Consider the following 22,874-nt stretch of genomic DNA (forward strand, 5'->3'; position numbering starts at 1 on the left):
CGTACGATGAGTAAAGAAGTTCTACTGGTAGTGGAATCGGTTTCCAATGAAAAAGGTGTTCCGCCCGGTGTCATTTTCGAGGCATTGGAGCTAGCCCTGGCCACTGCCACAAAGAAACGCTACGAAGAAGATGTAGAGCTGCGTGTGGCTATTAATCGCCACAACGGTAGTTATGAAACGTTTCGCTGCTGGACAGTTGTCAAAGATGAAGACTTTGATAATCCAGCAGCAAACCTGACGCTCGATGAGGCTCAGGAAATCAATCCAGATGCCAAAATTGGCGATCTGATTGAAGAAAAGATCGAATCCATAGAGTTCGGCCGCATCGCGGCTCAAACAGCCAAGCAAGTTATTGTCCAGAAAGTGCGTGAAGCTGAGCGTGCTCAGATTGTTGATGCTTACCGCGAAAAAGTGGGTGAGATCATTTCTGGTACAGTCAAAAAAGTTACGCGAGACAATGTAATCGTCGACTTGGGCAACAATGCAGAAGCCTTACTGGCTCGTGATCAGATCATCCCACGGGAAAACTTCCGTGTTGGCGTTCGGGTTCGTGCACTGCTCAAGGAAATCCGTACAGAAAATCGTGGTCCTCAGCTAAACCTGTCGCGCACAGCGCCTGAAATGTTGATTGAGCTATTCCGGATTGAAGTACCGGAAATATCTGAGCAGCTGATTGATGTTATGGCCGCTGCTCGGGATCCAGGCTCGCGTGCCAAAATTGCCGTGCGCTCGAAAGACAAGCGTATCGATCCGCAGGGTGCCTGTATCGGCATGCGGGGATCGCGTGTCCAGGCCGTGTCTGGCGAATTGGGCGGTGAGCGAGTAGACATCGTTTTGTGGGATGACAACCCTGCTCAGTTCGTTATCAATGCCATGGCGCCTGCTGAGGTTGCGTCAATCATTGTTGATGAAGATACCCACACCATGGATATCGCAGTTGCCGCTGATAATTTAGCTCAGGCTATTGGTCGTAGTGGCCAAAACGTTCGCCTTGCAAGTCAATTGACAGGCTGGACGCTGAACGTGATGACCGAAGAGGACATCATGGCCAAGCAGCAGGCAGAGACGGGCGATATTCTTCAGCAGTTTGTAGACGAACTGGACGTAGATGAAGAGTTGGCTCAGGTGTTGGTTGAAGAAGGTTTCACCACGCTCGAAGAAATCGCCTACGTTCCCATGGAGGAAATGCTCAATATTGATGGTTTCGATGAAGATATCGTCAATGAGCTTCGTAATAGGGCTAAGGACCGCCTGTTAACCCGTGCCATCGCGACGGAAGAACAACTGGCTGACAAGAAGCCGGAAGAAGATTTGCTTAGTCTCGAAGGCATGACTGAGGAACTCGCGCTTGAGCTGGCGCAGCGAGGCGTTGCCAATCGCGAAGATCTTGCCGAGCAGTCCATTGATGACCTGCTCGATATTAACGGCATGAATGAAGAGCGTGCCGGCAAGTTGATCATGGCTGCCCGTGCCCATTGGTTTGAGTGAGCGGTGCTGCCTGAGGAGAAGAGTGCATGACGCAAGTCACGGTGAAAGAACTGGCCCAAACGGTCAATACACCGGTTGAACGCCTGCTGCAGCAAATGCGGGAAGCGGGTCTGTCCCATAGCAGTGCAGACCAGGTTGTGACCGACACTGAAAAGCAAAAACTGCTGTCTCATCTGAAAGGAAACACCAAGCTGGAAGAACCGCGTAAAATAACGCTCCAGCGCAAGACTCAAACGACATTGAAGGTGTCTGGAAGCAAGACGGTTAATGTCGAAGTCCGTAAAAAGAAGACCTACGTCAAGCAAAGTCCCGATGAGTTGGCGACCGAACAGCAGCGTGAGCTTGAGGCACAGCGCGAGGCCGAAGAGGCTGCTCGCTTGAAGGCCGAAGAAGAAGCTCGCCAGCGAGCAGAAGAAGAGATTCGCTTGAAGGCCGAAGAGGAAGCTCGCCTTAAAGCTGAAGAAGAAGCTCGCCAGCAAGCTGCTGCCAAGGCCGCTCAAGAAGTGGCAGAAGCGGCTGCGAAAGCCGCTACAGAAACCAAGCCCGAGGAAGTAGTGGAAGAAGTGGTTGCAAATAAAGCAGCACCGGCAGCGCCGGCAGCTGCATCTGATGAGCGTAAGCGCGAAGAACCGCGTCGTCCCGTAGCGCCGCCTGTAGCAGGCAAGCGGGATGAGGATGAGCGTCGCGATCGCAAGCATGCACAGCACCGTCCTTCCTTGAAGGAGAAGGATAAGGTTAGTAGTCCGCGCGTTGTTCGTAGCGCTGGCGATGATGAAGATGATGGTTTTGGCGGTCGCCGTGGCGGCCGAAACAAGTCCAAGCTCAAAAAGCGTAACCAGCATGGCTTCCAGAACCCTACAGGGCCGGTTGTTCGTGAAGTCGCTTTAGGCGAAACAATTACTGTTGCTGAGCTGGCCCAGCAGATGTCTGTCAAGGCAGCTGAAGTCATCAAGTTCATGTTTAAGATGGGCTCGCCTGCCACGATCAACCAAGTGCTGGATCGTGAAACCGCTCAGCTGGTTGCTGAGGAGCTTGGTCACAAGGTTAAGCTGGTTAGCGAAAATGCATTGGAAGAGCAGCTGGCTGAGTCCCTCAAGTTCGAGGGCGAGCAGGTTCACCGTGCGCCGGTGGTTACGGTCATGGGTCACGTTGACCATGGTAAGACTTCCTTGCTGGACTACATCCGTCGCGCCAAGGTTGCAGCAGGCGAAGCGGGTGGCATTACCCAGCATATCGGCGCCTACCATGTAAACACTGATCGTGGCATGGTGACGTTCCTGGATACCCCTGGTCACGCAGCATTTACCGCCATGCGTGCTCGTGGTGCTCAGGCAACCGACATTGTTATTCTGGTTGTCGCTGCCGATGACGGTGTCATGCCACAGACAGAAGAAGCTATCCAGCACGCTAAGGCTGCTGGTGTGCCGATCGTTGTTGCAGTAAACAAGATCGACAAGCCTGATGCAGATCCGGACCGTGTTAAACATGATCTGGCTGGGCGTGATGTCATCCCAGAAGAGTGGGGCGGTGATACTCAGTTTGTTCATGTATCTGCCAAAGCAGGTACTGGCGTTGATGAGCTGTTAGAAGCCATTCTTCTGCAGGCTGAAGTTCTTGAATTGACTGCAACACCTTCGGCTCCAGGTCGTGGTGTAGTAATTGAGTCGCGCCTTGATAAGGGTCGCGGACCGGTTGCTACTGTTCTGGTGCAAAACGGTACTCTGCGTCAGGGTGATATGGCCCTGGTCGGTGTTAACTTCGGTCGTATCCGTGCCATGCTCGATGAGAACGGCAAGCCGATCAAAGAGGCAGGCCCATCCATCCCCGTCGAAATTCTTGGCTTGGATGGCACGCCGGATGCCGGTGATGAGCTGACTGTTCTGACCGATGAGAAAAAAGCGCGTGAAGTTGCCTTGTTCCGTCAGGGTAAGTTCCGTGAGGTCAAGCTGGCACGTGCTCAGGCAGGCAAGCTCGAAAATATTTTCGAAAACATGGGCCAAGACGAGAAAAAGACGCTTAACATCGTTCTCAAGTCCGATGTGCGCGGTTCTCTAGAGGCTCTGCAAAGCTCGCTAAGTGGTCTGGGTAACGATGAAGTTCAGGTGCGTGTTGTTGCTGGTGGTGTAGGGGGTATCACTGAAAGTGATGCGAACCTAGCGCTGGCTTCTAATGCGGTTCTCTTCGGCTTTAACGTTCGTGCCGATGCTGGTGCTCGTAAGATCATTGAGCAGGAAGGTTTGGATCTACGTTATTACAACGTGATCTACGACATTATCGAAGATGTTAAGAAAGCGCTAACGGGTATGCTGGGCAGCGATGTTCGCGAGAACATTCTGGGCATTGCAGAAGTTCGTGACGTCTTCCGCTCGCCGAAGTTTGGTGCTGTTGCAGGCTGTATGGTTGTTGAAGGCATGGTCCATCGCAATCGTCCGATTCGTGTTCTACGTGAAGATATTGTGATCTTTGAAGGTGAACTTGAATCTCTGCGTCGCTTCAAAGATGACGTGGCTGAAGTTCGTGCCGGCATGGAATGCGGTATCGGTGTGAAGAGCTATAACGACGTTAAGGTCGGCGATAAGATCGAAGTTTTCGAGAAGGTCGAAGTAGCACGCTCGCTGTAATTCACGCAAGCGAAAAGCCAGGAGCTGGAAGTTGCCGCAAGGCAGCTTCCAGCTTCGTCTTTTTAACAGCACCTGGCTTTAAGAGAGAGCGAAGATGGCTAAAGAATACACTCGTACTCAGCGCATCGGTGATCAGATGCAGCGTGAGTTAGCGCTTTTGATTCAGCGGGAAATTAAAGATCCTCGTCTGGGCCTGGTAACGATTACTGACGTCAATGTGGCGCGTGATCTTTCCCACGCCAAAGTATTTATTACTGTTTTGGGTAAAGATTCGTCTGAGGATATTGCCCAGAATTTAGGGATTCTGAATGAAGCCTCTGGCTTTTTGCGTCAGCAGTTAGGACGCGCAATGAAGCTTAGGACGATCCCGCAAATGCGCTTTCATTATGATGAGAGCATCCGTCGCGGAGCGGAACTGTCTGCGTTGATCGAGCGTGCAGTATCTGAAGATCGTCGTCACGAGGATGGAGAGTAAGCGTGGCGCAAGTGAAACGAATCCGTCGATCGGTTAACGGTATTCTGGTACTCGACAAGCCGCGAGGCCTGACCTCTAATGCGGCCCTGCAGAAGGTACGCTGGTTGCTTAATGCTGAAAAAGCGGGGCATACCGGTAGCCTTGATCCATTGGCAACAGGTGTTTTGCCGTTGTGCTTTGGTGAGGCAACAAAGTTCTCCCAGTATCTGCTTGATGCGGATAAAGGGTATGAAACGGTTATGCAGCTAGGTGTCACTACAACGACAGGTGATGCCGAGGGAGAAATCGTTGACCGTCGAGAGGTAAACCTTGACGCCTCGGCTGTAGAAGCAGCCCTGCCAGTGTTTCGAGGTGATATCCTACAGGTTCCGCCTATGTATTCGGCGCTGAAGCGAGACGGTCAGCCGCTCTATAAGCTGGCTCGTGCAGGCGAGGTGGTGGAGCGTGAACCGCGTTCTGTTACTATTAGCCGTCTCGAGCTGCTGGCGCTGACAACGGATCGCGCTACACTCGATGTGCACTGTAGCAAGGGCACCTACATTCGGTCCCTGGTCGAAGACTTAGGCCAGACGCTTGGTTGCGGAGCTCATGTAGCGGAACTACGCAGAACTCAGGCAGGCCCCTTCGCTCTGGCTCAGTCTGTAAGCCTTGAGGTGCTTGAAAAAGTGCACGAAGAAGGTGGTGCAGAAGCGTTGGATGCCTTCCTGCTCCCGGTTGATAGTGGTCTGGAGCACTGGCCGCTGCTACAACTGACCGAGCACACAGCCTACTATTGGTTGCATGGTCAGCCGGTGCGAGCGGCGAACGCGCCCAAATTTGGCTGGATGCGAGTACAGGATAATGAAGGTCGCTTCATCGGTATCGGTGAGGTGACTGACGACGGGCGTATTGCGCCGCGTCGTTTGGTTCGGTCGTAAGACTGATATGAGGGTGGCTGTTAACAGGCATGGTCATTCCTCTTCTCTGAACACGGGGGTAGTTCCCTCGGCCTGTTATATCTAGGAGCCCTATCATGGCACTTAGCGTTGAAGAAAAAGCCCAGATCGTTAACGACTACAAGCGCGGCGAAGGCGATACCGGTTCTCCGGAAGTGCAGGTTGCTCTGCTGTCTGCCAATATCGACAAGCTGCAGGGTCACTTCAAGGCCAACAGCAAGGACCACCACAGCCGTCGTGGTCTGATCCGTATGGTTAACCAGCGTCGTAAGCTGCTGGACTACCTGAAGGCCAAGGACACTACTCGTTACAGTGACCTGATCAGCCGTCTGGGCCTGCGTCGTTGATCACGATGCAAGCTGGACGCTAGTCGCTTAAAAGCTGGGGGTCGGCTATGCCGGTTTCCAGCTTTTTTGCTTCATGCGTCCCCTGAGATCGCGCCGGGTCCGATACCCCGCCGCTCTCAAGATTTCCCCAAGGGCAATACAAGAAGGAAATACTGTGAATCCAGTAATCAAGACATTCAAATTCGGTCAGCAGACCGTAACCCTGGAGACGGGCCGTATTGCGCGTCAGGCCAGTGGTGCAGTACTTGTCAGTACTGAAGACGTTAGCGTCCTGGTCACTGTTGTGGGCGCCAAGTCTCCAGCAGAAGGCCGTGACTTCTTCCCGCTGTCTGTCCACTATCAGGAAAAGACGTATGCGGCAGGTCGTATCCCCGGTGGCTATTTCAAGCGTGAAGGTCGTCCAAGCGAAAAGGAAACATTGACCTCCCGCCTGATCGATCGCCCGATTCGTCCTCTATTCCCCGAAGGCTTCATGAACGAAGTACAGGTTGTCTGTACTGTAGTTTCTACCAACAAGAAGTCTGATCCGGATATTGCTGCCATGATCGGTACGTCTGCCGCTCTGGCTATTTCCGGCATTCCGTTCGCGGGCCCGATTGGTGCTGCACGCGTAGGGTTCCACCCAGAGCTGGGCTATATCATCAACCCAAGCTATGAGCAGCTTCAGAGTTCCAGCCTGGACATGGTTGTCGCAGGTACCTCTGACGCGGTTCTAATGGTTGAGTCCGAAGCGGACGAGCTGACTGAAGACCAGATGCTGGGCGCTGTACTGTTTGCCCATGAAGAGTTCCAGGTTGTCATCGAGGCAATCAAGGCATTTGCTGCTGAAGCAGGCAAGCCTACGTGGGACTGGCAAGCTCCGGTCGAGAACACAGCTTTGGTTAACCAGCTGCGTGCCGAATTTGGTGAGGCAATCTCTCAGGCTTATACCATTACCATCAAGCAGGACCGTTATGCGGCTCTGGGTGAGCTGCGCGATCAGGCTGTTGCCAAGTTTGCAGGTGAGGAAGAGGGTCAGTACAGTGCCGCCGAGGTCAAGGAAATTTTTGGCCTGCTGGAGTATCGCACTGTACGTGAGAACATCGTAGGCGGTAAGCCGCGTATCGATGGTCGTGATACCCGTACTGTTCGTCCGCTGAATATTGAAGTGGGTGTGCTGCCCAAGACTCACGGCTCTGCATTGTTTACGCGTGGTGAAACTCAGGCGCTGGTAGCGACTACTCTGGGTACCGCCCGCGATGCTCAGATCCTCGACATGCTGGAAGGCGAGCGTCGTGACACCTTTATGCTGCACTACAACTTCCCGCCTTTCTCGGTTGGTGAGTGCGGACGTATGGGTAGCCCAGGCCGCCGTGAAATCGGTCATGGCCGTCTGGCACGCCGTGGTGTGCAGGCTATGCTGCCTTCTCAGGAAGAGTTTCCTTACAGCATTCGTGTTGTTTCAGAGATCACTGAGTCAAACGGCTCAAGCTCCATGGCTTCTGTCTGCGGTGCCTCGTTGGCATTGATGGATGCTGGTGTTCCAGTTCGCGCTCCGGTTGCTGGCGTTGCGATGGGCCTAGTAAAGGAAGGCGACAGATTTGCTGTTCTGACCGATATTCTAGGTGATGAAGATCACCTCGGCGATATGGACTTCAAGGTGGCCGGTACTGACAAGGGCGTTACCGCTCTGCAGATGGACATCAAGATCAACGGTATTACCGAAGAGATCATGGAAGTCGCTTTGGCTCAGGCTCTAGAGGCTCGCCTCAATATCCTGTCCCAAATGAATCAGATAATCGCCAAGCCGCGTGCAGAGCTGTCTGCCAATGCACCGACCATGATTGCCATGAAGATCGAGCCGGACAAGATCCGCGACGTTATCGGTAAAGGCGGCGCTGTTATTCGTGGAATCTGTGAAGAAACCAAGGCGTCGATCGACATCGAAGATGATGGCAGCGTCAAGATTTACGGCGAAACCCGTGAAGCTGCCGAGGCCGCCAAACAGCGCGTTCTGGGTATTACTGCAGAAGCTGAAATCGGCAAGATTTACGTTGGTAAGGTCGAGCGCATTGTCGATTTCGGTGCGTTCGTAAATATCCTGCCTGGCAAAGATGGTCTGGTACACATTTCTCAGATCAGCGATCAGCGCATCGAGAAGGTTTCCGATGTACTGAAAGAAGGACAGGAAGTGAAGGTATTGGTATTGGACGTGGATAACCGCGGCCGTATCAAGCTCTCTATCAAGGATGTCGCAGCAGCTGAAGCTTCTGGCGCCTGATAGTTAGTAAGTTGAAAGCCCAGCCTTGGCTGGGCTTTTTTATGTCCGCTGTTCATGCAACTTGCATGTATTGCATGAACGATTTATTGCAATGTGCAACGGTTTATTAAAAAGCCAAATTATTAACTTATTGATATTTAATGATTTTTTTATGAAGCCGACTTGGCATGCTGTTTGCGATCATGATTAGTGCTAGCGCCAGGATACGGCGTACACTCAAAACAGGAGTCACACCATGAAGAAGACTTTCAGCCATTTCGCTCTTGCCGCCGCCGCTGTTACCGCTCTAAGCATGCCGCTTGCCGGAGGTGCGTTTGCTGCCACAAACCATCAAACGATGACGTTGGCCGCTAATGACAACGTGGAGAAGGCAGAGGAAACAGTTTCCGACACATGGATCACTGGAAAGGTGAAATCTTCTTTCCTTGCTGATGATCATATCAAAGGGACCGATATCAAGGTCGAGACCAACAAAGGTGTAGTCTCCCTTTCAGGTACCGTTGCGACAGACGCTCAGCGTGAGCTGGCTGTTGAGAAAGCAAAAAATATCAAAGGCGTTAAAGCCGTATCGGCTGATGGCTTGAAATCGGCCGAGTAATCTAAAGTGGCGGGCTTGAAGCCCGCCACTTTTAGTACCTGTGAGGTAAGTGCCATGTCTGGAAAAGCAGATGCCTTTGTGGATCTGATTGAAGTTTCTCGTAATGGCAGAACATTCTACGAGTCAGCGATCAATGCAGTGAGCAGTCCCCAGCTCAAAGCGTTGTTCTCTGAGATGGCTCAGATGAAAGCGGGTCTGGTTATCCTGTTAAGTAGCCAGACATCCTTGCATGGCAGGCAGCCTGCTAATGACAGTCTTTTTGTAAGCTCCTTCAAAGAGCTTTATGAACAGACCAGAGCTGCTCTAGCAGAAGCGGGGGATACCACCTATATTCAAGTGTTAGAGGAGTCTGAGGACCAGCTTCTCCACCTGCTGGAACAGGCCATACACGATATGCCGGAACTGGAAGCCAAGCCGCTGGTTCAGGAGCAGCTACAAAAAGCCAAACTGTGCCATGATCACCTTTTAGAGCTCAAACTTCGCCTTAACGTGGCGTAATTATTGCCCGCGCTTGCTTTCAATCTTGAACAGCCGGTCGCCTCGAAACGTCAAATAGTGATACATGCCGTTCCATGGGCCATACACCCATTCTTCGACTTTAACGTCGCTGCGTCTTCTGTAACTGTCTACAACCTCAATGTAACCCAGGTTAGCACGGCTGCCGGGCCTTCCACATTTACGGTAAATTTCGCTGATATGGTCATCTGTATTGACCAGCTGACTACCGCATCGTAAGGACTCGGCATGAGCAGGCCACACTATGGTAGAGAGGATGAGCAGTACAGAGACTCGAAGAGCATTAAAGGGCATGAACAGGCTCTAATCACGTGTGAATTCGATGCTGACAAGCCGGTTGGCTTCAAATGTCAAAATGTAGGTTCCACCATTCCAGGGACCGTAAACCCATTCTTCCCGTGTCGATTCCCTACGACCATAGTCACCCTGCGTGTAGCCTATAAAATCTCGATGCGCAGGTTCGCCGCATTTCCGTTGTACCTCAAACGTACGGTCGCCCCGGTTAACCAAGTTACTGCCGCAGCGGAGCGTGTCACCTAGCGCCACCGAGGCGGAGAGCGCTAGTAATAGGGCTATGGCGGTTGTGGTGTATCTCATCTGCTGTCCTAGCTACTGCCAAGATGAAGTTGTGCCGCGATACGCCCATTATTGCCTTGCTGGCTTGTATTGACATCAATTAAATAAATACGCCCTTCCTCAAGCCCGGTCTTTTCTACGAGGTATTGCTTGATGTTTTGAGCACGCGCCTGTGCCAGTCGTCGCAGAAGCAGATCACTCGTTTTCCATGAATCAAGAATGGCAGCACTCAGACGCTGCTGCCGCTCGGTATCGCTCAGGTATGTCCACTCGGCAGGCGGCTGTTGTTTAAGGCGGGTACGGTAAATCCCCTCCAGCAAGGCAGGTCGCATATCCTCCGGTACGGCAAGCTGGGTGGCATCTGCGGGAACCTTGTCGCCTCGCCGCTGCAGCAAATTGTAGTATTGTGTCTGGAATTCGCGCTCCAAGCGCTGCGCAGAAAGTGAAGGGCCATCGATCTCAACCGCGCTACGGCCTTCTACATCCAGCTGCAGCTGCGGACGATTTTTTAGCGCCTGGGCCAGCGTATCGAGCGACTGACGCGCCTCACCCGTCAAGTTGACCGAGGCCGCTTCAAAGGGTATCTCGTTGAGGTCCGTTTCTGCTCGACCTGCCAAGCCTGCCAGCATCTTGAAGGGCGATTGGACGGCCCTTGCAATGACGTTGCGCATCGTTTGCCAGATGATGGGCGCCACGCTGAAGTTAGGGTCGTTGAGGTTACCCGCGACAGGGAGAGTCAGGTCAATTCTGCCGTGGGAGTCCTTGAGTAGCGCAACCGCAAGCCTGATAGGCAGGTCGACGGCATCAGGGCTGTCAATCCGTTCACCTAGCTCAAGTTGATCCAATACCAGATGGTTTTGAGCATCCAGCTTGCTGTTGTCGATCCGGTAGTTGAGATCCAGGTCCAGGCGCCCTTTGCGGATGGCATAGCCGGCGAATTTTCCGGAATAGGGCGTGAGGGTTGTAAGTTCAACATGACGGAATGCCGCTGTCACGTTGAGTTTGTTGAGCGGATCCAGTGGGTTCAGACGACCTTTGATATTGACGGGTGCAAAGCGATCCACCTTGCCGGTCAGGCTTATTTCCGCCGGATCGGAGGCCTTTGTATCCAGCGTGCCGATCTGACCGTTCAGCTCCTGAATAGCTGTTATGAAGCTGGGCGTAAGGCTATAGTCTGCAAAATTGGCCGAGCCGTTAACGACATGAATACCGCCGATGTGCAGGGTTAGCGGAGGGGTGTTGTCAGGTGCTTCGTCTTTGGGTTGAGGAATCAGCAGCTGACGAAAGTTGGTGGTCAGGTCTTCGTTGATAATAAGACGGGCATAGGGGCGCAGCAGAGTAATGTCATCAATGGCGAGACGCTGGCCATGCTCATAGCTGATACCTTTGAGCGTAAGCGTTTGCCAGCGCAGGAAGTCACGCTGGCGCTGGGTATCTAGAGTATGCAGCTGGGTGAGCTGGGCCTGCCCGGTCACGGACAAGGCAAGAGGCGCTGTATCATGGAGGGAGAGGTTGATGTCGCTTGCCAGCATGCCGCTCCGCACTTCAAGACGGATATAGGGGGCAATATAGGCTTGGGCTAGGCGTAGATCGATATCATTGTTAATGATATGCAGGCGAGCAGTCACAGGATTCAATGTCAGCTCACCGCTAACCTCAAGCTGCCCATGTAGACCAACTTGAGCGTTGAGGTTGACCGTGGTCGGCATTTGGCCTGCCAGATCAAGGCTGGATAACGCCAGGTTGATGTCCTTTATGTCCAGATCTACAGGTGCTGAAGCGGCCAGGTCTTTTAGATGAAGGCGGCCGCCTTGTAGGTCAGTCTTGCCAATGCTGATCTGCCAATTCGGTGTGTCGGGCAACGCCTCGGGTTGCTCTGGGAAGGTGAACAGCTTGGCCCAATCCAGCTGACCGTCCCGATCCCGAGATACCCAGGCCTCCAAGTTTCGGGTCTCGAGCTTTCCCAGATGGATCTGGCGTTTGGTCAGGTCCAGTGTGGCATCGGCAATAGCGAGGTGGTTTAGATGTATCTGTGGCGTGGCATTGACTGCTTTGCTGGAAAACTCATCAAGGCTCAGGCTGGTCTTGGACAGTTGTAGTTGAAAGGTTTTTCCTGTTTCGAGGTAGTACTGAGCATGCCCATTCAACCGACCCTTATCGAGTGAAAGCGGTAGCGCTTCGCTGACGTAGGCCCACCAGGGGGCCAGCGCAGCCTCCTTGAGCTCCAGGGAGCCATTAAGGGTGAAGGGGACCAAGTGGAGCGTTCCTTCGCTTGTGAGTGCCCCATCCTGGCCTGCTTGGGCATTCAGGCTGTAGCGGCCTGGATTTTCTGTGCGGGTGCCGATGTTTTCCAGGGTCAGATCAATGGGGTTGAAACTGACTTCGACGGGCTGTTTGAGCTGTTGATCTCGGTAATGCACTTGGGCCCTCTGAAGGACAAGAGCATCGATGGTCAAGGGAAAGGGTGGCTCGGTTGCATTTGCCGTAGGCTTGTCTTGAGGGTCAGAACTCTCAGGCGTTTTAAACAGCTCGGTAAGATTTAGCGTACCGTCTTTCTCGAGCGTAACGTCGACAACGGGCTCTTTCAGCTCCAGACGCGCCAGATGCGCTTCCCTTCGCCATAAGCTGTTCAGTTCAAGGTCAGCATAGAGGCGCTTGGCTGCCAAGACGGGGTGTTCGGGAGAACCAATGCGAAACCCCTTCAGTTCTACTTCAAATGTGAAGGGATTGAAGGTGATCTCATCAATCTGAGCAGGCTGCGTGGTGTAACGCGTCAACTGTTGGTTTGCAACGTGCAACGCAACGCGCGGGAGAATCAGAAAACCAAGCAGGCAATACAGCAGGAGGAGCGACAACACAATGGCGGCGCGTTTCAATGCTTTGGGCATGGCGTCTATCCATCAAGAGTGCTCTCCAGTATCGCACGTGCCGCTGTGGTGCCAACGGCAGCATGCGCAAAGCGTGATCGTTACAACTGTAAAATCAAGGTCTTAAGGGGCGGTTGGCCGTCAAAGGACGGGAAGTCCTCGTCTGGCGCGATAACCTGACAGTCACGTACCGGTCTTCCCTGTTTGCTGGCGCAGCGCAGAACAGACTCGCGCCATTCTGCCATGGAGACTTTGGCCAGGTTGTTACAGCACACCAGGGTGCCGTTTTCGGCAGTAGCCAGAAGCGCTGGTTTGAGCAGGCTTTGATAGTCACGCTGAAGGTCTACCGTTCCAAAGGCACTTTTGGCCCAGGCCGGTGGATCCAGAAACACAAGGTCGAATTGCTTTGGGTCCAGGCGAGGATAACCGGGCAAGCGCTGGCCTCGACGATGAGTGATAGGTAAGCCGGCTAGCTGGCGAATAGCGGGGAAATAGTCCGACTGAACGAACTGCATGGGCGGCAATGAAGGATTGAGAGTGCCGTTTTCCTGACCTACAGCCAGATTGCGCGTAGCGAAGTCCAGATTCCAGACCTCCTGCGCTCCACCAGCCGCCGCGCAGAGTCCTACACCGCAGGTATAGGCAAAGAGATTCAGGACTGACTTGTCCTGGCTGTTCTGCTTGACCCAGCCTCGCGCGTTACGCAAATCAAGAAAGAGTAACGGGTCTTGGCCGGCATGGCGGCCCCGCACACGATAGGTCAAGCCCCATTCGTGAGCGGCGGTGGCCTCCAGTGCATCTGGTTCGGTTGTATGGGCGGTGCTGCTTCGATCAATCCGGGAATTGCCTTGCGACCGGTCGTTATAAACGAGAAATAATTCCTGGCCCAAAAAACGCTGAACCTGCTGATGCAGTGCAAGGATCACGTCATTTTCGACAGGGGCGTGAAAGCTCTGAATCAGTAATTGCGGGCCGTACCGGTCGAGCGTAAGTCCTGCTGCGCCCTCCTGTGATCCATGAAACAGTCGATAGCAGTCCGTACCCTGGGTGTGGAGTCGTGTCAGGAGCGGCTCACGGCGGGACAATGCTGCGTCCAGAGCGGAGAAAAGGGTTTGCATGGGCAGGCCTTGAAGCGAAGAGCAATAAAGGCGTACAGAATACAGATTATTATGGGCTGCCGTGCGACCGATCAGGGCTTGATGGGCTGACCCATGCGGCGGCGCGCCCGATGTGAGGAGCCGTTGCGAACCGCCCAGCGTAACAGAGGAGCTGTACGGTTGACGCCGGCTCTTACCAGATGCCGCTCCGCGTGGCCGGGCAGGATATCCAGTTGCTGAGCGGCCCATTCGGGTAGCAGATCAATCCCTGCTCTCATGATCAGTGAACCGAATGGCTTGGCCAGCGCACTGAGGGCTGGGGCTGAAAGCAGGATCTGCGTAATCTCGCGCGTACGTTCATCGCAGACCAGCTCTGGGCGCATCGTATTGAGGTAATGTTCGATTTCTATCCGTGATGCCGGGACTTGCTGGGCGCCTAGTTGCCTGGCAATCAGAGAAACTTCGCGGTAATAGCGGTCCTGCTCCGCAAGGGAAAAGTGGGGATTGAAATAGCGAAGGTAGGCTTTCAGGAAGCTGCTCACCTCCGCGACATGTACCCACGTCAAAAGATCAGGATCATCGGCTGCGTAAGGGCGTCCATCCAGGGCAACTCCTTTGATATGGCCATGAATCATCCGGACTTTTTCGATCAACCGTTGTGCATCGGCCTGGTTGCCAAAGGTAGTGGCGGCAATGAATTGGCCGGTACGCCGTAATCGGCCCAGCATATCTTCTCGAAAGCGGGAGTGATCCCAGACACCTGCCAGTGCCAAGGGATGCAGCATTTGCAGAAGCAGGGCGGCGACCCCGCCGATCATCATGCAGGTAAAGTCACTGTGTACCTTCCAGCAGGCGGAATCAGGTCCGAACAGGCCAGGGTCCCCAGGTGGGTTTTCGTAATCGACTCCGCCCAGGCTTAGCCCGGTAAGGCTCATGACCTGACTTTCAATACGGCGTCGCAGGATTTCCATTACAGCCCCAAATGATGCTTCATCACGTAAAGCTTAATGGATAACGAGCCGCCAGACATCCAACGCTATGCCCGGCGGCGGTTTTACTCACTTTTTGGCTGCAAGATTCTGCCGATGCTCAATCAGCTCCTGCACGACGGAAGGATCAGCCAGGGTGGAGGTATCGCCCAGAGTGTCCAGCTCATCACAGGCAATCTTGCGCAGGATACGTCGCATGATCTTGCCAGAGCGTGTCTTGGGTAGCCGCGGCGCCCACTGGAGGAAGTCCGGTTTTGCAAAGCTGCCAATCTCGGAACTGACCTGAGCCAGCAGGCGCTTTTTCAGCTCATCCGTGGGTTGCACACCGCCCATTGGGGTGACAAATGCATAGACGCACTGGCCTTTCACATCATGGGGGCAGCCTACTACAGCGGCCTCGGCCACTTCGTCATGTAAAGCCAGCACGCTTTCCACTTCTGCCGTGCCGATCCGGTGGCCGGATACGTTGATTACGTCATCCACGCGGCCGGTAATCCAGTAATACCCATCTTCATCACGGCGGGCACCGTCACCGGTGAAATAGTAGCCAGGGTAAGCCTTGAAGTAGGTATCGATCATACGTTGATGATCGCCATAGATGCTTCGGATCTGGCTGGGCCAGCTGGCCTTGATAGCCAGAACACCTGCGGCAGGGCCTTCGATCTCCTTGCCTTTGTCGTCCAGAAGAACAGGCTGAACGCCAAAGAAGGGGCGTGTAGCCGAGCCGGGCTTGAGGTCCGTTGCGCCAGGGAGCGGTGCGATCAGGATGCTGCCTGTTTCGGTCTGCCACCATGTGTCGACAATAGGGCAGCGCTTCTCACCTACGACGCGGTAGTACCATTCCCACGCTTCAGGGTTGATGGGCTCGCCTACACTACCCAGCAAGCGGAGGCTGGCGCGGGAGCTTTTGTGCACATGGGCGTCTCCCTCACGCATTAGTGCCCGAATGGCGGTGGGGGCTGTATAGAAGATGTTGACCTGATGCTTATCCACGACCTGCCAGAAGCGTGAGGCATCCGGATAACTGGGCATGCCTTCGTACATCAGCGTTGTTGCCCCATTGGTCAAGGGACCATAGACGATGTAACTGTGGCCGGTTACCCAGCCGACGTCCGCGGTGCACCAGAAGATCTCACCTTCGTGATAATCGAATACATACTTGAAGGTCATTGCAGAGCCCAGCAGGTAACCCCCGGTGGTATGTAATACCCCTTTGGGTTTACCGGTCGAGCCTGAGGTGTAGAGGATGAAGAGCGGATCTTCCGCATCCACCGGTTCGGCTGGACATTCATCACTGACGTTTTGCACGGCGTCGTGGTACCAAACGTCCCGACCTTCGGTCCATGCAATATTGCCCTTGGTGCGCTGTACTACGATCACGTTGGAAACATTCGGGCATGAGGCCAAGGCCTTATCCACATTGTTTTTGAGCGGGACACATTTGCCGCCGCGGGTCCCTTCATCGGCGGTAATGACGGTACGGCAATCGGCATCCAGGATACGGTCGCGCAGGGCATCGGGAGAAAAACCGCCAAACACCACAGAGTGGACCGCACCCAGCCGGGAGCAGGCCAGCATGGCATAGGCCGCTTCGGGAATCATGGGGAGATACAGGCACACACGGTCGCCTTTCTTGACGCCATGCGTCTTCAGAACGTTAGCCAGCCTGCAAACATTCTGGTGCAACTCACGGTAGGTGATTTTCTGGGAATCGGAGGGATTGTCGCCTTCCCAGATAATGGCGACCTGGTCCGCACGCTTGTCCAGATGGCGGTCGACACAGTTGTAGGACACATTCAGTTGACCACCCTTGAACCATGAGGCTTCACCCTTGGCCAGATCGCTATGGTGAACTTCATCCCACGGTTTGAACCAGTCAAGCATGGCTTTGGCCTGCTCACCCCAAAAGCGCTCAGGGTCTTCAATGGACTGGCGATAGAGACGCTCATAGCCTTCTTTATCCAGAAGGGCTTGCTTTTGCACTGCTTCGGGCACGGGGTAGCGATGGTGTTCCGACATGGCGGGCTCCTGTTGTGGTTGTTCTCCGCTTCCATCCACATTAGGCGCTATTTGGGCGATGGGGTTCAGCCAGGCGATAGAGTGTGTGTATTTCTGGCCGAAAGTCGTAGGTGAAAATAAAAAAACGCCGCAAGAGCGGCGTTTTGAGCGGAGCGGATTGGTCAGCCGCGATGGTGCTGGCGGAAGTACTCGATCAGACCTTGAGTCGAGGCATCTTCCGCAGCCTCTTCTCCATTGCCAACCAAATGCTGATAGACGCTGTTACCCAGCTCTTTACCCAGCTCTACGCCCCACTGGTCAAAGGCATTGATACCCCAGATCACGCTTTGTACGAATACCTTGTGCTCATAGAGCGCCACCAGGGCGCCTAGGCTGCTCGGGGTTACGCGCTCGAATACCAGCGTATTGCTGGGGCGGTTGCCCGGGATGACCTTGTGCGGAGCCAGGAATGCTACTTGCTCATCAGGCAGGCCCTTAGCGCGCAGTTCGGCTTCCGCTTCTTCAAGCGTCTTGCCGCGCATGAGGGCCTGGCTCTGGGAGAGGCAATTGGCATACAACCAGGGGTGATGGTCAGCAATGGGATGATGGCTGGAGGCCGGCACGATGAAATCGCATGGAATCATCGGGGTGCCCTGGTGCATCAGCTGGTGATACGCGTGTTGCCCATTGGTGCCTACGCCACCCCAGATGACCGGGCCGGTTGCCGTGGCGACGGGAGTACCGTCCTGGCGAACACGCTTGCCATTGGACTCCATATCCAGCTGCTGCAAATGCTTAGTGAAGTCGCGCAGATAGTAATCGTAGGTCAGTACAGCGTGGCTCTGAGCATCCCAGAAGTTGCCATACCACACACCCAGCAGGCCCAGCAGCACGGGCAGGTTGCTTTCGAAGGGCGTCTTCAGGAAGTGCTGGTCCATAGCATAGGCGCCGGCCAGCAATTCCTTGAAGTTGGATACACCGATGGCAATGGCAACAGGCAGGCCGATTGCCGACCACAGCGAGTAACGGCCGCCGACCCAATCCCACATCGGGAAAATGTTTTCTTCGCTGATCCCGAACTCAACGGCTGTCTTCACGTTACTGGAGACCGCAATGAAATGCTTGTGCAGATCCTGCTCGGCGCAGCCCTGGCCAAGGCACCACGCACGTGCAGCCTGGGCGTTTTTCAGGGTTTCCAGGGTACCGAAGGATTTGGAGGAAACGATGAATAAGGTCGTTTCGGCTTCCAAGCCGGTCACCAGTTCATGGAATTCGCTGCCATCGATGTTTGCGAGGTAATGGCAGCGGACCTGCGACTGTGCGTAAGGCGTGAGTGCCTCGGCAACCTGCTGGGGTCCGAGGAAGGAGCCGCCGATTCCGATATTGACGACATCTGTGATCGGCTTGCCTGTGTGTCCTCGCCAGAGGCGGTTATGGATACGGTTGACCAGGTCGGTCATGCGGCCCAGTACCCGATGTACCTCCGGCATGACATCTTGCCCGTTCACCATCACCTTGTCGCCTAGCGGGCGGCGCAGGGCTGTATGGAGTGCAGGACGATTTTCCGAGGAATTGACGGGCTCGCCTGACAATAACGCCTTGATCGCGCCTTCAAGGTTTGCTTCACGTGCCAGGTTGATCAGCAGGTCGCGAGTCTGCTGAGTTAGCAGATTCTTGGAGTAGTCCAGAAACAGCCCGCAGGCGCTCAATGAAAATTGCTTGAAGCGTCCTGGGTCCGCCGCGAACGCATTACGCATAGTGAAGGACTGCATCTCCTGACGATGTTCTGTCAGTGCCTGCCAGGACTTCAACTCGGTAACGTTGATAGGCTGTTTGTAATACTCCATTGGGATTCGCTTCCTTCTGTAGGTATTGTCGTACGTTGTGCACTACATCTTGGGATAAAGCTTGTGGCACGCCCGGCTATAGCACGCCAAATAGAGCGCGTCAGTCAAGCTAATGATGGCCGTCAGACACGAAAAAGCCCGGGGTGTTCCGGGCTTTAGCGAAGCGGTGCTCATCCTGCTGATTAGATATCAAGCTCGAATGACAAATTATCAATCAACCGCGTGTTGCCAACATAGACGGCCAATAGTATTACCAGTTGCCGATCGGCTTCTGCCGCCGGGCGCAATGTGCCTTGCTGGCGAAGCTCCAGATAATCCACTCGCAGGCCATCCGCTTCAAGCTGCTGTCTGGCCTCGTCGATCAGGGCAGGGTAATCGCGGCGACCTGCCTGGATACGCTCGGCCACTTGTTTCAGCAGGCTATACAGGCAAGGGGCCGTGGCGCGCTGTTCGCCATTGAGGTAGCCGTTACGTGATGATAGTGCCAGCCCATCGGTGTCTCGAACGGTAGGCTGACCTATGATCTCGATAGGCATGTTCAGGTCATTGACCATCTTGCGGATAACAGCGAGCTGCTGGTAGTCCTTTTCACCAAACACAGCGACATCAGGCTGGACCATGTTGAACAGCTTGCTGACAACCGTGGCGACGCCTTCGAAATGACCGGGGCGGCTGCCGCCACACAGGCCTTCCGAAACGACCGGGACGCTGACCCGTGTCTGGTGGTCCATCCCTTCGGGATACATCTCCGATACGGCAGGTGCAAACAGAACTGCGCAGCCGGCCGCTGCCAGTTTCTCCTGGTCAGCGGCAAGCGTTCTCGGGTATTTGTCCAGGTCTTCGGTGGGACCGAACTGCAGTGGATTGACGAAAATACTGGCAACCACGAAATGGCTATTGGCCCGCGCTGTATCAACCAGGGCGACATGGCCTGCATGCAGGTTGCCCATAGTGGGAACAAAACCGATGCGCTTGCCTGTGCGACGGGCCTCGGCGACTGCGTTTCGCAGCTCGCTGATAGTGTGTACGGTAATCATGCCGAAAATCCGTGTTCTGGTGCGGGAAAGGTGCCGCTCTTGACGGCCTGGACATAGGCTGTGAAGGCTTCCTGGATACTGCTCTGGCCGGCCATGAAATTCTTCACGAACTTGGGTGAGCGGCCTGTCAGAGCAAGGCCTAGCATGTCGTGCATGACCAGTACCTGCCCATCCGTGTCCGCGCCAGCACCGATACCGATGACCGGTATGTTGGCAGCGCGTGTGATGTCGGCCGCCAGCGGGCTGGGGACACACTCAAGCACAATCATGGCAGCTCCGGCTGCCTCAAGCGCCTTGGCATCTTCACGCAGCTGCTGGGCGCGAGCCTCATCACGCCCTTGTACCTTGAAGCCACCAAACACATTTACTGACTGAGGCGTAAGGCCCAGGTGCGCGCAGACCGGAACGCCCCGTTCAGCCAGCTGGCGAATAGGCTCTGCCAGCCAGGCAGCGCCTTCCAGCTTGATCATGTGCGCGCCGGCCTGCATCAGTGCGCCAGCATTCTGGAAGGTCTGCTCCAGTGTCGAGTAAGCCATAAAGGACATATCGGCCACGATAAGTGCGCCACGATTGCCGCGTTTTACACAGGCCGTGTGATAGGCCATATCGGCCGTGGTAACAGGCAGGGTGCTGTCGTGGCCCTGAAGGACCATGCCCAGGGAGTCGCCTACCAGCAGTATTTCGACGCCCGCCTGGCTAGCCGTATGGGCAAAGGTCGCGTCATAGCAGGTCAGCATGGTGATTTTTTCACCGCGCTGTTTCAGCGCCTGCAAAGTGGTGAGGGTAACCTCAGGCATATCAAACTTCCTCTTCAGGCTGTGTCCTGAATGGCTGGGGACATACAGTCGTATCTTTTTATTCTGGTTGATGGCTGTAGCGAACTACAGATCTCATCGCTTGCCTGCCAATTCTGCAGAGGACACAGCCTGTCTGTAGGCAGTAACAAAGGGATGGCCAGGCAAGTGGGTGCCTATAGTCTCGGCGAGTTCAGGGGAAGTCAATCACGATGTGTTACCGGAACGTTACGGTAACACTATGACTTGCAAGTCCCTTATTCTAGTCGCTCCAGGCCCACGAACGGGCACTGGTCCAGCAGAGCCTGCAACAGGCTGCCATCAGGCAGGCGCAACTCATCCGAGGCAATTTCGGCCAGAGGGTAGAGAACGAACGCCCGGGCATGCATATGATAGTGCGGTACGGTCAGGCGGGGCTCATTGATCGTGTGGCTGCCGAATAGCAGGATATCAAGGTCTAGTGTTCTAGGGCCCCAGCGCTCATCCTTGCGGACTCGACCCTGCTGTTGCTCGATGGCTTGCAGCTCATCCAGCAGCGCAAGTGGTTCCAGAGCGGTATCAAGCGCTGCGACAGCATTTACATAGCGGGGCTGATCAGCCGGACCCAATGGGTCGCTTCCATAAAAGGAGGATCGGGAGACAAGTCGGCTTTGCGGAAGTGTATTCAACGCCGCCAGCGCTGATTCAAGCTGGGTGCGGGGCTCCGCCAGATTACTGCCGAGCCCGATGTAAACACGCTCCATCGATTACTCCGCTGGCGGGGTAGGTTTGTCGGTGCCAGGTGTGCGACGCTTGCGTGACCCACCGCCACGGCGGCGCTTGCGGACCGCGCCCTTGCCGTCCTCCTGACTCAGTTCACGAATCATCTCTCGACGTTGACTGTCGCTGACCTCCTGATAACGCGTCCACCATTGACCCAGGTTACCGGTACGCTCGCCGGCGCTCTCACGCAACAGGAGGAAGTCATAGCCTGCCCGGAAGCGGGGGTTTTCCAAGAGCATATCGGCGCGTTTGCCTTGACGGCGAGGCAAGCGTTCCTGCATGTCCCAGATCTCGCGCATGGGAATGGTAAAGCGCTTGGGAATGGCGATCCGGCGACACTGTTCGAGCGTAATGTCGTGAGCCGCTTCCTGCATGGCTGGAATCGGTGGTAGCCCCTTTTCCTGATGGTAATCCACACGGGCGGGAAGGGCAGGCCAGAGCAGCGCTGCAAACAGGAAGGCGGGTGTTACCGGCTTGCCTTCACGAATACGTGCGTCCGTATTGGCCAACGCCTGCTTGATGAGACGGCCTGTGTATTCAGGGTTCTTTTCGAGCGCTTCAGCCGTTGCCGGGAACAGAGGGGCAAAGAGGTCATAGCTGACCAGCAGCTCATAGGTGCGCTCTGCGTTACCGCTCAGGAACAATTTGAGCACTTCATCGAAGAGACGGGAGGCTGGGATGTCCCTCAACAGGTGTGCCAGGCGGCGAATAGGTGCTGCTGTCTGCTCTTCGATCTCGAAGCCCAGCTTAGCCGCGAAGCGTACGGCTCGCAGCATGCGCACTGGATCTTCCTGGTAGCGCTGCTCGGGATCTCCAATCAGGCGAATCAGGCGATTACGAATATCCGAGGCGCCATTGGCATAGTCGAAGATACGTTCCTGGGTAGCTTCGTAGTACAGGGCATTGATCGTGAAGTCACGCCGCTGTGCATCCTGCTCCTGATTGCCATAGATGTTGTCACGAAGGATGCGCCCACTTTCGTGGCGGGCGGAGTGAGCGGAGTCTTCATCCTCCTCTTCTTCGGGGTGATTGGCACGGAAGGTCGCCACTTCAATGATCTCTCGGCCAAAATGCACGTGGACCAGCTTGAAGCGACGTCCAATGACGCGTGCATTGCGAAATTCAGCGCGTACCTGCTCAGGCGTTGCGTTGGTCGCGACGTCGAAATCCTTCGGCTCAACGCCCAGCATCAGATCTCTTACGCAACCACCGACCAGATAGGCCTGGTAGCCAGTCTTCTCCAGCCGATCCACAACGCTCAGGGCATGGCGACTAATCTGTTCACGCTCCAGCGCGTGCTGGCTACGAGGAATCACGATAGGTAGTTCAGGCTTACTGGGTGCGCGACGTAATGGCGAACGCAGGGACTGGATCAGCTTTTTCAGCATTGATAGCACTGTTCTTGAGGTCGGCGGAGCGAGCGGAAACCCGCGGTTATGGCGGATTCTAGCATTATAGGAGGGGATCTTGAATGATGGCTGGCGTGAAGCTTAAGGCACTGGGGGAGCCGAAGCTCCCCCCCAAATTGGTACGTGCTTTGTTTTTATTGTTATATCGAACCTGTTGTTTTTCTTGTCTGGTCCGTCCTGGTCGGATACCTGCCGCCAGGAGGGCTCCCAAATTCGGGGCCAAGAGCAAACGGATTACTTTGGACGCTGATGTCGTCA

At 54.8% G+C, this 22,874-nt stretch carries 19 protein-coding genes; 8 read left to right on the plus strand and 11 right to left on the minus strand.

Features of this window, described 5'->3' with window-relative positions:
- Positions 1-6: 6 nt before the first annotated feature.
- The 8 genes from nusA to AC4LF3_RS02320 all read left to right on the plus strand — a co-directional run bounded on the left by nusA (position 7) and on the right by AC4LF3_RS02320 (position 9,222).
- Complete coding sequence (gene nusA, locus AC4LF3_RS02285) at positions 7-1,488, plus strand: transcription termination factor NusA (RefSeq protein WP_491834696.1); 1,482 nt, start codon at positions 7-9, stop codon at positions 1,486-1,488.
- A gap of 26 nt (positions 1,489-1,514) precedes the next feature.
- Positions 1,515-4,109 carry a translation initiation factor IF-2 gene (infB, locus tag AC4LF3_RS02290; RefSeq protein ID WP_491834697.1) on the plus strand — a complete coding sequence of 865 codons (2,595 nt, stop codon included), beginning with the start codon at positions 1,515-1,517 and terminating at the stop codon, positions 4,107-4,109.
- 94 nt (positions 4,110-4,203) lie between these two features.
- Complete coding sequence (rbfA, locus tag AC4LF3_RS02295) at positions 4,204-4,584, plus strand: 30S ribosome-binding factor RbfA (RefSeq protein WP_019366080.1); 381 nt, start codon at positions 4,204-4,206, stop codon at positions 4,582-4,584.
- A 2-nt stretch (positions 4,585-4,586) separates the two neighbouring features.
- Positions 4,587-5,501, plus strand: a complete 915-nt coding sequence (truB, locus tag AC4LF3_RS02300) for a tRNA pseudouridine(55) synthase TruB (protein ID WP_491834698.1) — start codon at positions 4,587-4,589, stop codon at positions 5,499-5,501.
- 95 nt (positions 5,502-5,596) lie between these two features.
- Entirely contained in the window at positions 5,597-5,866 is a 270-nt protein-coding gene (gene rpsO / locus AC4LF3_RS02305) for a 30S ribosomal protein S15 (protein WP_010796813.1), read from the plus strand.
- A gap of 154 nt (positions 5,867-6,020) precedes the next feature.
- The gene (gene pnp, locus AC4LF3_RS02310; RefSeq protein WP_010796814.1) at positions 6,021-8,126 is read left to right on the plus strand and encodes a polyribonucleotide nucleotidyltransferase; all 2,106 of its coding nucleotides are present in this window, start codon (positions 6,021-6,023) and stop codon (positions 8,124-8,126) included.
- A 235-nt stretch (positions 8,127-8,361) separates the two neighbouring features.
- On the plus strand, positions 8,362-8,724 hold the full coding sequence (locus tag AC4LF3_RS02315; protein ID WP_010796815.1) for a BON domain-containing protein: 363 nt from the start codon (positions 8,362-8,364) through the stop codon (positions 8,722-8,724).
- Between the two features lie 54 nt (positions 8,725-8,778).
- Entirely contained in the window at positions 8,779-9,222 is a 444-nt protein-coding gene (locus AC4LF3_RS02320; protein WP_122043663.1) for a PA2169 family four-helix-bundle protein, read from the plus strand.
- On the opposite strand, the gene AC4LF3_RS02325 is transcribed toward AC4LF3_RS02320, so the two are convergent.
- From AC4LF3_RS02325 to AC4LF3_RS02375, 11 genes are all read right to left on the minus strand, one after another.
- Entirely contained in the window at positions 9,223-9,534 is a 312-nt protein-coding gene (locus tag AC4LF3_RS02325; protein ID WP_010796817.1) for a DUF2845 domain-containing protein, read from the minus strand.
- Between the two features lie 9 nt (positions 9,535-9,543).
- Positions 9,544-9,837 (minus strand): DUF2845 domain-containing protein, encoded by a 294-nt coding sequence (locus tag AC4LF3_RS02330; RefSeq protein WP_010796818.1) that lies wholly within the window; start codon positions 9,835-9,837, stop codon positions 9,544-9,546.
- A gap of 8 nt (positions 9,838-9,845) precedes the next feature.
- Positions 9,846-12,704, minus strand: a complete 2,859-nt coding sequence (locus AC4LF3_RS02335) for a DUF748 domain-containing protein (protein WP_491834699.1) — start codon at positions 12,702-12,704, stop codon at positions 9,846-9,848.
- An 80-nt stretch (positions 12,705-12,784) separates the two neighbouring features.
- A complete protein-coding gene (locus tag AC4LF3_RS02340; RefSeq protein WP_312272074.1) occupies positions 12,785-13,801 on the minus strand; it encodes a class I SAM-dependent rRNA methyltransferase in 1,017 nt (338 codons plus the stop codon).
- Between the two features lie 71 nt (positions 13,802-13,872).
- Positions 13,873-14,751 carry an oxygenase MpaB family protein gene (locus tag AC4LF3_RS02345; protein WP_491834700.1) on the minus strand — a complete coding sequence of 293 codons (879 nt, stop codon included), beginning with the start codon at positions 14,749-14,751 and terminating at the stop codon, positions 13,873-13,875.
- A gap of 87 nt (positions 14,752-14,838) precedes the next feature.
- Positions 14,839-16,788: an acetate--CoA ligase gene (acs, locus tag AC4LF3_RS02350; protein WP_491834701.1), complete on the minus strand. Its 1,950-nt coding sequence runs from the start codon at positions 16,786-16,788 to the stop codon at positions 14,839-14,841.
- A 161-nt stretch (positions 16,789-16,949) separates the two neighbouring features.
- The gene (gene pgi / locus AC4LF3_RS02355; RefSeq protein WP_491834702.1) at positions 16,950-18,614 is read right to left on the minus strand and encodes a glucose-6-phosphate isomerase; all 1,665 of its coding nucleotides are present in this window, start codon (positions 18,612-18,614) and stop codon (positions 16,950-16,952) included.
- A 182-nt stretch (positions 18,615-18,796) separates the two neighbouring features.
- Complete coding sequence (panC, locus tag AC4LF3_RS02360) at positions 18,797-19,651, minus strand: pantoate--beta-alanine ligase (protein ID WP_491834703.1); 855 nt, start codon at positions 19,649-19,651, stop codon at positions 18,797-18,799.
- Entirely contained in the window at positions 19,648-20,448 is an 801-nt protein-coding gene (gene panB, locus AC4LF3_RS02365; protein WP_019367423.1) for a 3-methyl-2-oxobutanoate hydroxymethyltransferase, read from the minus strand. The genes panC and panB overlap by 4 nt, the downstream gene beginning before the upstream one ends.
- Before the next feature lie 254 nt (positions 20,449-20,702).
- Positions 20,703-21,188, minus strand: coding sequence for a 2-amino-4-hydroxy-6-hydroxymethyldihydropteridine diphosphokinase (gene folK / locus AC4LF3_RS02370; protein WP_219652530.1), 486 nt, complete (start codon positions 21,186-21,188; stop codon positions 20,703-20,705).
- Between the two features lie 3 nt (positions 21,189-21,191).
- Positions 21,192-22,595, minus strand: coding sequence for a polynucleotide adenylyltransferase PcnB (locus AC4LF3_RS02375; protein WP_491834704.1), 1,404 nt, complete (start codon positions 22,593-22,595; stop codon positions 21,192-21,194).
- Positions 22,596-22,874 lie beyond the last annotated feature (279 nt).

Source organism: Pseudomonas sp. C2.3V, from assembly GCF_058536325.1.

What these genes read in the sequence shown, in the direction of transcription:
- acs (WP_491834701.1), bottom strand. Translation starts at nt 16,788, where the DNA reads ATGTCGGAACACCATCGCTACCCCGTGCCCGAAGCAGTGCAAAAGCAA.
- AC4LF3_RS02340 (WP_312272074.1), bottom strand. Translation starts at nt 13,801, where the DNA reads ATGCAAACCCTTTTCTCCGCTCTGGACGCAGCATTGTCCCGCCGTGAG.
- nusA (WP_491834696.1), top strand. Translation starts at nt 7, where the DNA reads ATGAGTAAAGAAGTTCTACTGGTAGTGGAATCGGTTTCCAATGAAAAA.
- AC4LF3_RS02330 (WP_010796818.1), bottom strand. Translation starts at nt 9,837, where the DNA reads ATGAGATACACCACAACCGCCATAGCCCTATTACTAGCGCTCTCCGCC.
- AC4LF3_RS02375 (WP_491834704.1), bottom strand. Translation starts at nt 22,595, where the DNA reads ATGCTGAAAAAGCTGATCCAGTCCCTGCGTTCGCCATTACGTCGCGCA.
- panC (WP_491834703.1), bottom strand. Translation starts at nt 19,651, where the DNA reads ATGATTACCGTACACACTATCAGCGAGCTGCGAAACGCAGTCGCCGAG.
- pgi (WP_491834702.1), bottom strand. Translation starts at nt 18,614, where the DNA reads ATGGAGTATTACAAACAGCCTATCAACGTTACCGAGTTGAAGTCCTGG.
- AC4LF3_RS02325 (WP_010796817.1), bottom strand. Translation starts at nt 9,534, where the DNA reads ATGCCCTTTAATGCTCTTCGAGTCTCTGTACTGCTCATCCTCTCTACC.
- AC4LF3_RS02315 (WP_010796815.1), top strand. Translation starts at nt 8,362, where the DNA reads ATGAAGAAGACTTTCAGCCATTTCGCTCTTGCCGCCGCCGCTGTTACC.
- rpsO (WP_010796813.1), top strand. Translation starts at nt 5,597, where the DNA reads ATGGCACTTAGCGTTGAAGAAAAAGCCCAGATCGTTAACGACTACAAG.
- infB (WP_491834697.1), top strand. Translation starts at nt 1,515, where the DNA reads ATGACGCAAGTCACGGTGAAAGAACTGGCCCAAACGGTCAATACACCG.
- rbfA (WP_019366080.1), top strand. Translation starts at nt 4,204, where the DNA reads ATGGCTAAAGAATACACTCGTACTCAGCGCATCGGTGATCAGATGCAG.
- AC4LF3_RS02345 (WP_491834700.1), bottom strand. Translation starts at nt 14,751, where the DNA reads ATGGAAATCCTGCGACGCCGTATTGAAAGTCAGGTCATGAGCCTTACC.
- AC4LF3_RS02335 (WP_491834699.1), bottom strand. Translation starts at nt 12,704, where the DNA reads ATGCCCAAAGCATTGAAACGCGCCGCCATTGTGTTGTCGCTCCTCCTG.
- folK (WP_219652530.1), bottom strand. Translation starts at nt 21,188, where the DNA reads ATGGAGCGTGTTTACATCGGGCTCGGCAGTAATCTGGCGGAGCCCCGC.
- AC4LF3_RS02320 (WP_122043663.1), top strand. Translation starts at nt 8,779, where the DNA reads ATGTCTGGAAAAGCAGATGCCTTTGTGGATCTGATTGAAGTTTCTCGT.
- panB (WP_019367423.1), bottom strand. Translation starts at nt 20,448, where the DNA reads ATGCCTGAGGTTACCCTCACCACTTTGCAGGCGCTGAAACAGCGCGGT.